Annotated in this window: 8 protein-coding genes; 5 read left to right on the forward strand and 3 right to left on the reverse strand. The window is 71.9% G+C overall.

Features of this window, described 5'->3' with window-relative positions; all coding sequences use genetic code 11:
- Positions 1-100: 100 nt before the first annotated feature.
- The gene (locus tag ACFWFR_RS13460) at positions 101-784 is read right to left on the reverse strand and encodes a rhomboid-like protein (RefSeq protein WP_377623288.1); all 684 of its coding nucleotides are present in this window, start codon (positions 782-784) and stop codon (positions 101-103) included.
- Positions 785-1,273: 489 nt separating this feature from the next.
- Here ACFWFR_RS13460 and ACFWFR_RS13465 point away from each other — a divergent pair, with 489 nt between their 5' ends.
- The 3 genes from ACFWFR_RS13465 to ACFWFR_RS13475 all read left to right on the forward strand — a co-directional run bounded on the left by ACFWFR_RS13465 (position 1,274) and on the right by ACFWFR_RS13475 (position 4,521).
- Positions 1,274-1,768 (forward strand): FBP domain-containing protein, encoded by a 495-nt coding sequence (locus ACFWFR_RS13465; protein ID WP_191801899.1) that lies wholly within the window; start codon positions 1,274-1,276, stop codon positions 1,766-1,768.
- 122 nt (positions 1,769-1,890) lie between these two features.
- The gene (locus ACFWFR_RS13470; protein WP_377623289.1) at positions 1,891-2,292 is read left to right on the forward strand and encodes a VOC family protein; all 402 of its coding nucleotides are present in this window, start codon (positions 1,891-1,893) and stop codon (positions 2,290-2,292) included.
- A 192-nt stretch (positions 2,293-2,484) separates the two neighbouring features.
- Positions 2,485-4,521 carry a beta-galactosidase gene (locus ACFWFR_RS13475; RefSeq protein ID WP_377623290.1) on the forward strand — a complete coding sequence of 679 codons (2,037 nt, stop codon included), beginning with the start codon at positions 2,485-2,487 and terminating at the stop codon, positions 4,519-4,521.
- Positions 4,522-4,674: 153 nt separating this feature from the next.
- On the opposite strand, the gene ACFWFR_RS13480 is transcribed toward ACFWFR_RS13475, so the two are convergent.
- Complete coding sequence (locus ACFWFR_RS13480; RefSeq protein ID WP_377623291.1) at positions 4,675-6,015, reverse strand: glycoside hydrolase family 30 beta sandwich domain-containing protein; 1,341 nt, start codon at positions 6,013-6,015, stop codon at positions 4,675-4,677.
- Between the two features lie 128 nt (positions 6,016-6,143).
- The gene (locus tag ACFWFR_RS13485) at positions 6,144-7,445 is read right to left on the reverse strand and encodes an MFS transporter (protein WP_377623292.1); all 1,302 of its coding nucleotides are present in this window, start codon (positions 7,443-7,445) and stop codon (positions 6,144-6,146) included.
- Positions 7,446-7,746: 301 nt separating this feature from the next.
- On the opposite strand from ACFWFR_RS13485, the gene ACFWFR_RS13490 reads away from it, so the two are divergent.
- Both ACFWFR_RS13490 and ACFWFR_RS13495 read left to right on the forward strand, forming a co-directional pair.
- On the forward strand, positions 7,747-8,391 hold the full coding sequence (locus tag ACFWFR_RS13490) for a TetR/AcrR family transcriptional regulator (protein ID WP_377623293.1): 645 nt from the start codon (positions 7,747-7,749) through the stop codon (positions 8,389-8,391).
- Between the two features lie 156 nt (positions 8,392-8,547).
- Positions 8,548-10,071, forward strand: coding sequence for a family 43 glycosylhydrolase (locus ACFWFR_RS13495; protein WP_377623294.1), 1,524 nt, complete (start codon positions 8,548-8,550; stop codon positions 10,069-10,071).
- Positions 10,072-10,106: the final 35 nt, after the last annotated feature.

The raw sequence follows: 10,106 nt of genomic DNA on the forward strand, positions 1-10,106 counted from the left end.
CCTCGTCCCGAGGAGGCGGGCCCTTCGTGCATTTCGTCGCTCCGCCCGGACGCGCGACCCCGCGGGAGCGGCACCGGGAACACCTCCGACCCCGCCAGGGTCAACGCCCCGGGATGTCCCCCGCCCACCCGGCCGCCTGCCGGGTCCGGCCCGCGACGAACGCGACCGTGAGCCCGATGACCAGCGCGGTCGTGTGACCGACCGCCGCGAAGTTCCGCTCCAGGAACCCTGGGCCCACCCAGTACACGACCACGAACACGATCCACCACCAGCGCCACCGGCGCGGCACCACCACGGTGAGGAACCCCATCACGGTCGCCATGACGTAGCTGACCCCGACGTCGTCGACCCTCGCGACGCCCGGGTTGACGAACCCGTGGAAGATCCCGGTCGTCAGGACCATGGCCGTGAAGACCGTGGCCCCGACGTGGCCCATGAACCCGACCGCGAGCGCCCCGAGCCGGCCGACGAACCGTTGCGCGTAGGCCAGCACCACCAGGAGCTGGAGCACCAGGAGCACCTCGCCCGCGCTCGAGATGACGAACGCGCTCGCGAGGAGCACCGAGAAGGGGCGGTCGCGCAGGTTCGCAAGGTTGGTGCTCGTGTCCTCCAGGACCTGGTCGCGGGTCCCGTCGGGCAGGAACCACAGCACGACCGCGACCAGGAGGACCACGGTGCAGTAGGCGATCGCGAAGTCTGCCCGGCGGACCGTTCGCCACACGTCGGTCAGCGCGTGTCGCACGAGCTGCGGGGCGCTCGCGCTCCCCGTCGGGGCGTCCGTCATCACGCCACCGTACGTCGGGGCGGGCCCGCGAGCGCCCCGAGGGTACGCCTCCAGGCCGCCCCGTCCGCACGGGGCGCACGGCGGGGCGCCCGGCGGGCCCCCACGGGCGGTGACCGAAATCTCCTGGGGCGGCTCCGCCGTCGGGCGTACCATCGACGGAGAGCTGTGCCGAGGGACGAGCCCACGGCCACCTGATCTTGGAGCGCATCACGATGCAGCGAGGAAGCGGGGCGGCCGTCCTGGCCTGCTCGGGCGCGGGCCGGACGCCCGCCCAGCACGCCTGACGCCCCACGGCGCCACCCCGACGGACCGCACGGTCACGTCGGCCGATCGGCGTACCTCGGCGGACGTCCCGTCCCCCGGTGACCTCGTGTCGCCGGACGGACCGGCCCCCTCCTGCCGTCGCTCGACGCACGCACCTGCCGACCCTCGTCGGCCGAGCAGCGCGCCGCGCTCACGACGGCCCCTCCGCACGAGAGTGGTAGAACCATGAACCCCCTGACCGAGAAGCAGATCCGCGCGTCCTTCGTGAACGCCTCGCGCCGTGAGGCGTCCCAGCTCACGCTCCCCTCCGACCTGGCGGACCTTCGCTGGGACCGCCTCGACTACCTGGGGTGGGTGGACCGCAAGGCGCCGCTGCGCGCCTACGTGGTCCTGACCGTCGACGACGCCCTGGTGGGTCTCGCGCTGCGTGCCCCCGAGGGCACGGCGTCTCGCCGCCGCGCGGTGTGCGCCTGGTGCGAGGACGTCATCGCGACCGACGACGTCTCGCTGTACGTCGTGCGTCGGGCCGGTGCGGCCGGCCGCAACGGCGACACGATCGGCACCCTGATCTGCACCGCGTTCGGCTGCTCGAGGAACGTGCGCCGCAAGCCGACGATCGTCGAGGCCGGGCAGGACCCGGCAGGGCTCGTCGAGCGGCGCATCGCAGGGCTGCGCGAACGGTCCGTGAAGTTCGCCCGCGAGGTCCTGCGCGAGGTCTGACCGCGCGCGGGAGCGTGCCGCGGGGCGGTGCTGGGCGACCCCCGCACCGCCCGGCGGCCGCCACGCCCGGGACGGGCCGGGGCCGCCACGCCCGGGACGCGCGCCGCCGCTAGGCTCCCGTCATGATCCGCCTCGAGAACGCCACGTACCTCGTCCACGACCTGGACGACGCCATCGCCTTCTTCACGGAGGCGCTCGGTTTCACGCTGCGCCAGGACGAGACCTTCGAGGGCGGGTGGCGGCGTGTCGTCGTCGGCCCGGGCACCGAAGGGGACACGGCGGGCACGGGACTGGTGCTCGCCCTCGCGACGTCCGACGACGCGCGCGCCCGCGTGGGTCGGCAGGCGGGCGACGAGGTCGCCTTCTTCCTCCAGACCGACGACTTCGCGACCCAGCACGCCCGGATGCTCGCGCACGGCGTGCGCTTCCGCGAGGAGCCCCGCCACGAGGCCTACGGGACGGTCGCGATCTTCGAGGACCTGTACGGCACGGCGTGGGACCTCATCGAGCCGCCGAGCGCCTGACCCGGCGCCTCCCTCTCGCGCGCGCCGCTGCTCACGCCGGGAGTCGCGCGGCCGGTCGCTCGCCGCATGGTGGGACACCGCCGCCCGCGGTCGCCCCACGGTTTCACTACCGAGTAGATACTCGGTAGTGTCGGTCGTGGTGCCACGGCCCCCGACGACGTGGGGCACCGGCCACGCGACGAAGGGTGAGAGATGGACAAGATCTTCTACGGCACGGCCTACTACGACGAGTACCTGCCGTACGACCGCATCGCCACGGACACGACGATGATGACCGAGGCCGGGCACACCGTGATCCGCATCGCCGAGTCGACGTGGAGCACGCTCGAGCCCCAGCCCGGGGTCCTGGACTTCTCGCACGTCGACCGCGCGCTCGACGCCGCGGCCCGCGCCGGGCTCGACGTGATCGTCGGCACCCCGACCTACGCCGTGCCCGCGTGGCTCGTCGCGTCCTACCCCGAGGTGCTCGCCGAGACGAGCACGGGCCGCGGGCGCTACGGCGCACGCCAGATCATGGACATCACGCACCCCGCGTTCCGCCTGCACGCCGAACGCATCATCCGGGCGCTCGTGGACCACACCGCGCAGCACCCCTCGGTCGTCGGCTTCCAGCTCGACAACGAGACCAAGTTCTACGACACCGCGTCCCCCGCGGTGCAGCGCGCGTTCGTCAAGCACCTGCGCACGGTGTTCGACGACGACCTCGGCGCTCTCAACGAGGCGTACGGGCTCGACTACTGGTCCAACCGCGTCGACGCCTGGGAGGACTTCCCCGACGTGCGCGGCACGGTCAACGGCTCGCTCGGCGCGGCCTTCGACCGCTACCGCCGCGGGCTGGTCGACGAGTACCTGGGCTGGCAGGCCCAGATCGTGCGCGAGTACGCGCGCGACGACCAGTTCCTCACGCAGAACTTCGACTTCGACTGGTCGCCCGGCTGGTCCTACGGCCTCCAGCCCGCGGTCGACCACTTCAGCGCCGCGCGCACGGTCGACGTGGCCGGCGTCGACATCTACCACCCCACGCAGTCCCGCCTCACGGGCAAGGAGATCGCGTTCGGCGGCGACATGACCCGCTCGATCAAGGACGGTGCGAGCTACCTCGTCCTCGAGACCCAGGCGCAGGGCCAGATGGGCTGGCTGCCCTACCCGGGCCAGCTCCGCCTCCAGGCCTACAGCCACCTCGCGTCCGGCGCGTTCGGCGTCATGTACTGGCACTGGCACTCGATCCACAGCTCGTTCGAGACGTACTGGAAGGGCCTGCTCTCGCACGACCTCGAGCCCAACCCCACGTACGAGGAGTCGGGGGTCGTCGGGCGCGAGTGGGCCGAGCACGGCCAGTCGCTGCTGCACCTGCGCAAGAAGAACCGCGTCGCGATCATGGTCAGCAACGAGGCCCTCACGGCGCTGCGCTGGTTCACGCTCGAGACGGGGTTCATCGACGGGGTCTTCGGCTCGTCGATCGGCTACAACGACGTGCTGCGCTGGGTCTACGACGCCCTGTTCGACCTGAACGTCGAGGTGGACTTCGTGCCGCCGAGCGTCGAGGACCTCTCGCGGTACGCGATGGTCGTCACGCCCGTCCTGTACACGGCCCCCGAGTCGACCCTCGCGACGCTGCGCGCGTACGTCGAGCAGGGCGGCCACCTGGTCTCGACGTTCCGCACCGCGGTCGCCGACGAGCACGTCAAGGTCTGGCACGACCGCGCGCCCCACGGGCTCACCGACGTGTTCGGCATGACGTACAACCAGTTCACGACGCCCGACGGCGCCCGCCTGGCCCCCGCGGGCCGGCTCGCCGCCGCGGTCGACGGCACGCCCGAGGCCCGGACGCTGCTCGAGCTCCTGCGCCCCGAGGGGGCCGAGGTCCTCGCGACCTACGACCACCCCGCCTGGGGCGAGTACGCCGCGATCACCCGCAACCGCTTCGGCGCGGGCACCGCGACGTACCTGGGCACCATGACCGAGCCCGAGGTGCTGCGCGACGTCCTCGGCGCCCTGCTGCGCGACGCCGACCTCTGGTCGTGGCCGCAGGACCTCGCGGGTCGCGTCACGGTCCGTCGGGGCACCAACGGCCGCGGCCGGGAGCTGACCTACCTGCTCAACTACTCGGCGGCCACGGTCGAGGTCCCCTCGCCCGTCACCGCGACCTCGGTGCTCGACGGCGCCTCGGTCACCGAGGGCGACGTGCTCGCCGTCGGGCCGTGGGACCTGGTGGTCCTCGAAGGCTGACCCTTCCGCGCACGACGCGCCACGACGAGGGCCGGTCGCTCCTCCTGCGGGAGGGGCGACCGGCCCGTTTCGTCCGTCGTCGTGCCCGGCCCCCACCGGGACAGGGCTTCGCCCCCCGCCCCGCGAGGGACGGAGGGCGGAGGGCGCTTCCCGTCAGGCCGGGACGACGAACGTGTTGAGCGAGCGTGGCGCGAGCGTCGCGGTGAAGGAGCGCGAGCCGTCCTCGGGGTCGGTGAACGAGAACTGCTCGGCGCAGTCGAGCGCGTTCTGGACCACGACGGCCACCGAGCCGTCCGGGTTCTCGTAGGCGGACCCCTGCGCCGCGAACCGACCCGTGGTGCCCAGCTGCACGGCCCCCGGTCGCACTCCCGCGCTGTAGTGCTTGAGCACGTAGTACTCGGGGTTGCGCGTGAACGTGCGCGTGGCCGGGTCGACGGTCACGAGCGAGTTCTGGGGCCAGCCCCACGTGCTGAGCCCGCCCGGCTCGAGCGCCATGTTCCAGTAGGTGTAGCCCGTCGCGCCGTGCTGCAGGTAGTGGCGCACCAGGTGGAAGACGTACTCCGCGTCCTGCCACGCGTTGTCCCCGAACCCGCACTCGGACTCGGTCTGCATGATGTCGAGCTCGGGCCACGCCTCGTGCGTGCGGGCGATCGCGTGCTGCCCGGCCCACTGGTAGCCCACGCCCGCGAGGTACCTGCGGGCGTCGTCGTCGAACAGGATGTTGTCGACGAAGCGCGCGTAGTTCGTGAGCTTCTGGCCGGCGGCCGTGAACGCCATGTCCTCGGGGCCGTTGAGGGTGCCCAGGTAGATGTCGACGTCGAGACCCGACGCCTCGACGACCGGGCCCAGGTGGTCGCGCACGAACGTGCGCAGCTGCTCCGAGCTCCACACGCACGACGGGAACTTCTGGTCCGCGAAGACCTCGTTCTGGACGTGGACCTGGTCCACGCGGATGCCTCGCGCCGCGTACTCCTCGACGAACCGCACGAAGTACCGCGCGTAGGCGTCGAGGTTCTCGGGCGTCATGACGAGCGTGCCGAAGTTGTACGCGGGCGGGTTCTTCATCCACGTCGGCGGGCTCCAGGGCGAGCAGTGCAGCACCATGTCGTCCTGGTAGCGCTGCGCCTGGCGGATGTAGGGGATCACCGCCTCCTCGTCGCGCTCGACGCTGAAGTGCTCGAGCGCGAGGTCGCCGGGCACCTCGTCGTAGCTGTACCAGGACGACGCGAAGTCGTTGGCGCCGATCGCCGACCGGTTGACCCGCAGGTTGAGCTCGTCGGGGTGGAAGAGCTCGCGGTACACCTGCTCCTGGTCCGCCTCCGAGAGCGAGGAGATCGCGCGGTACCCGAGCTCGTTGAACGTGCCGCCGAACCCGCGGATCGGTCGTCCGCGAGTGCCGGTCAGGCTCAGGCCGCGGTCGGCCGTCGCGCCGGGCGTGGGCTCACCTCCGTCCTGCCAGCGTGCGTCGTCGGTCGAGGTCACCCAGGTGGTCACGTCGTTCTCCTCAGGATCGGGGCGGGCGGTGCAGGTTCGGCAGGCCCGAGGGGCCGGGTGGTGCGGTGGTGGGGTGGCGCGGTGCGCGGCGGTGGTCCGCGGCGCACCGCACCGGAGGGCGGTACGGCTCAGCGCACGCTCTTGATGCGCGTGATGAAGAACGCGCCGAGCAGGGCCGCGACGATCGAGACGGGGAAGACGACCGAGTAGCTCCCCGTCGCGACGACGAGCGCCGAGGTGACGAGCGGTCCGACCGTCTGCCCTGCCGTCGTCGACAGGTTGAGGATGCCGAGGTCCTTGCCGGCCTCCTCGTCGTTGGGGAGGACGTCGACGTTGAGCGCCTGGTCCACCGAGGTGTAGACGCCGTAGCCGAACCCGGCGATGCCGGCGAACAGGAACATGCCCATGGGCGAGGGCCAGATCCACGGCATCGCGATACCGACCGCGAAGAGCACGCTCGAGACCACGACGGGCAGCTTGCGGCGACCGATGCGGTCGGAGATCGGCCCGGCGACCACGGCACCGAGCAGCGAGACGACGAGCAGGATGCCGGACATCGTGGCGATCGTGACGGCCGACTCGGCGACGGTCTGCCCCACGTGGTCCTGCACGATGTAGAGCTGGTAGGCCATGATCATCTGGTAGCTGACCAGCATGAAGAGGCGGCCCGCGAAGGCCAGGTAGAAGTCCGGGGCGTTGCGCGGCGGACGGAACGAGAGCAGCAGCTCCTTGAGGCCGCCGGCCGCAGGGGGCAGGTCCTGGGCCGAGCGCTCGCGCGGCCAGACGACGAGCGCGACGACCGCGCCGCCGATCATGAAGGCGCCACCGAGCACGAACCCGGGCACGGCGTTGGTGATGAACAGCGCTCCGACGAGCGAGCCGAGCGGGGCGCCGGCCGCGAGGCCACCGCCGTAGAACGCGGACATGGTGCCGCGCAGGCTCTTGGGCACGCGGTCCGCGAGCACCGCGACCGCGGGGGCGAGCATCATGTTGAGGCCCACCATGCTCACGCAGTAGGCCAGCGTGATCAGCCCTGCGCTGGGCAGGAAGCCGACGAGGGTCAGCGAGACGCCGCCCAGGACCGCGCCGCCCAGGATCCAGGGGGCACGGCGGCCGAACCTGCTGCGCGTACGGTCCGAGAGGTTGCCGAACACGAGGTTCGACACGAGCGAGACGATCGCCGTGATCGCGCTGATCGACCCGAGGAGCGTCTCGGGCGACTCGACGCCGATGTCCCGCAGGCGCTGGGGCAGGAGGACGGCCGCGACGATCTGGAGGCCCACGATCCACAGGAGGCCGAAAGCCAGGAAGCCGGCGCTGAACCGGAGGACGCGGCCGCGCGTCAGGGGACGCCCGGTGTCGGGAGCAAGATCCTCGGTCGAGCTCTGCGCCGAGGGGTCGTCCACCGTGACGACGGGGTGTGCATCCATGTCAACCTTCTTTGGTCGAGGCAGTTCCTTCTGCCGTTGGCGCGGGGTCGGACAACTCCACGCCGAGTCGTCGATACCCGGCCGAGAACCACTACCGAGTACCTACTAGATAGAAGGGAACGTAGAACTCGCTCGACGACGCTGTCAACTTCCCAGAGATCCCTGGACGCCCCCTGGAACCCCCGGATCCACAGCGTGAGACGCCCGTCGGAGCGCGGCCCCGCTGGCGGATGGAGAACCCACCACCGACGCCTCCCGCCTCCCCTTCGGCCCTGACCCGCGGGTGCGCTAGCGTCAGGGAATGCCCAGCACCACGCAGGAGACCCCTCGCCGCCGCGTCCGCCTGACCCCCGACGAGCGACGTGCGCAGATCCTCGAGGCCGCCGCGCGGATCGTCGCCGAGAAGGGCTTCTACGGCCTCTCGCTCCAGGACGTGTGCGACGCCGTCGGGCTCTCCCAGCCGGGCCTGCTGCACTACGTGCGCAACAAGGAGGGCCTGCTCCAGCTGCTCGTCGAGCAGCGGTACGACCGCCGCTTCGACCCGGACGACTTCATCGCGACGGGAGACCCCGCCGCGACCCACCCCGACGGCGTCTCGCTCCCCGCGTACCTGCGCTACCTGGTCCGCAACAACGCGCGCACCCCGGAGCTCATCCGCCTCTACATGGTGCTCGGCGCCGAGGCGGCGTCGCCCGAGCACCCGGCCCACGAGTACTTCTCGCAGCGCCCCGACGGCGTGTGGTGGCTCTACTCCCAGACCACCTGGCGCCTGCCCCCCGAGGTCGGGCCGTGGGAGGACCAGCGCACGCTGGTCGAGATGTGCATCGAGGCCATGGACGGGGTCCAGGTCCGGCTCTTCCGCGACCCGCCCATCGAGCTCGAGGACCAGTGGGCCCGGTTCGAGCAGGTCCTGTTCCCCTCGCCCGCGTGGGACGACTACCGCTGAGGCGCCGAGCACCGGGCATTACCGGTCGGTAGGCATTCGGGGTAGGCTACCGAGTAACCACTCGGTAGGAATTCAGGTCGAGGTCGACCGTGGCACGTCGCCGACGACGGTCGGGCTCACGCCTGCGCCTGCTCCCCACCACCGAAGGACCGCTCCGTGCGCAATCCCCTGATCCCTGGCTTCCACCCCGACCCCAGCGTGTGCCGCGTGGGCGACGAGTACTTCATCGCGACGTCCACGTTCGAGTACCTCCCGGGGATCCCGATCTTCCGGTCGACCGACCTGGAGCACGTCGAGCTCCTGACCCACGTCGCGGTGCGCGACGGTCAGCTCGGCACGACCGGCGTGCCGACGGGCGGAGGCACCTGGGCCCCCACGATCCGGCACCACGACGGCAGGTTCTACCTCGTGGTGCCCGACATGATGGGCACGGGGCGAGGCAACATCCTCTTCACGGCCGACGACCCGGCCGGCCCGTGGTCCGACGGTGTCGTCATGGACGTGTTCGGCATCGACCCGGACATCGCCTGGGACGACGAGGGCACCTGCTACATCACCATGTCCGGCCTCGGGTTCGAGGAGGACGGCACCGCGGTCCACCTCGGCATCACGCAGGTCCGGCTCGACACCGAGACGGGGGCCGCGCTGAGCGAGCCGCGCCCGCTGTGGTCGGGCACGGGCGGCATGTTCCCCGAGGCGCCCCACCTCTACCAGGTGGGCGACCACTGGTACCTCATGATCGCCGAGGGCGGCACCGAGCGCGGGCACGCCGTGACGATCGCCCGCGGACCGTCACCCGAGGGCCCGTTCGAGGGGTGCCCGCACAACCCGCTCGTCACCGCGCGCGGTTCCGACCGCCCCGTGCAGAACACGGGCCACGGCGACCTGGTCCGGCTCCCCGACGGTTCGTGGGCCATGATCCTGCTGGGCACGCGCCCGCGTTCCATGACGCGCGCGTTCGCGCCCATGGGACGCGAAACCTTCATCACGCCCGTGACCTGGGACGACGACGGCTGGCCGCACGCCGAGCCCGTGGTGCTCGACGAGCGGCACGAGCCGGTCGAGCACACCGTCACCTTCCCGTCCGACGCCCCCTCGTCGCTCGACGGGTTCGACGGCGAGGTCGTCGCCGTGCGCGCCTTCCCCCGGGACGTCGCCGACCTCGACGCCCGCCCGGGGTGGGCCCGCCTGCGCGGCACGGGCGAGGGCATGGAGGCGACCAGGCCGACGTTCCTCGGGATCAGGCAGACCACCGAGGCCTGCACCGTCACCACGACCCTCGACGTCTCCGAGGGCGCGGGCGGCCTGTCGATGCGCTACGACGAGAGCTCGCACCTCGACCTCGAGGCGACGAGCGACGTCGTGACCCTGACCATGACCGCGCGCGGCCTCGCCCAGTCCTGGTGCCGCGAGCGCAAGAACGCCGACGAGCCCGCTCGCCTGCGCATCGTCGCGGACCCGCCCCTCGTCGGGAAGGCCGTGCTGGGCGCCTCGTGCGACCGCCTGCGCGGCGAGGTCTGGGAGGACGGCGGGTGGGTCGAGGTCGGCGGGGTCGACGGCGCGTTCCTCTCGTCGGACTTCTGCGAGTCGTTCACCGGTCGGGTCGTGGGCCCGTACGCCCGCGAGGGCGTCGTCGACGTCGCCGAGATCGCGTACAGCGGCCAGGACGTCGAGCGCTGAGGCACGCGACGCCCGCGCCGGGTCGGCGGCTGCCG

The sequence above is a fragment of the Oerskovia sp. NPDC060287 genome (assembly GCF_042726775.1).
In the GTDB taxonomy this organism is placed as follows: domain Bacteria; phylum Actinomycetota; class Actinomycetes; order Actinomycetales; family Cellulomonadaceae; genus Oerskovia; species Oerskovia merdavium.

Excerpts from the sequence above, each read along its gene's own strand:
- ACFWFR_RS13460 (WP_377623288.1), bottom strand. The coding sequence starts at position 784 with ATGACGGACGCCCCGACGGGGAGCGCGAGCGCCCCGCAGCTCGTGCGA.
- ACFWFR_RS13465 (WP_191801899.1), top strand. The coding sequence starts at position 1,274 with ATGAACCCCCTGACCGAGAAGCAGATCCGCGCGTCCTTCGTGAACGCC.
- ACFWFR_RS13470 (WP_377623289.1), top strand. The coding sequence starts at position 1,891 with ATGATCCGCCTCGAGAACGCCACGTACCTCGTCCACGACCTGGACGAC.
- ACFWFR_RS13475 (WP_377623290.1), top strand. The coding sequence starts at position 2,485 with ATGGACAAGATCTTCTACGGCACGGCCTACTACGACGAGTACCTGCCG.
- ACFWFR_RS13485 (WP_377623292.1), bottom strand. The coding sequence starts at position 7,445 with ATGGATGCACACCCCGTCGTCACGGTGGACGACCCCTCGGCGCAGAGC.
- ACFWFR_RS13490 (WP_377623293.1), top strand. The coding sequence starts at position 7,747 with ATGCCCAGCACCACGCAGGAGACCCCTCGCCGCCGCGTCCGCCTGACC.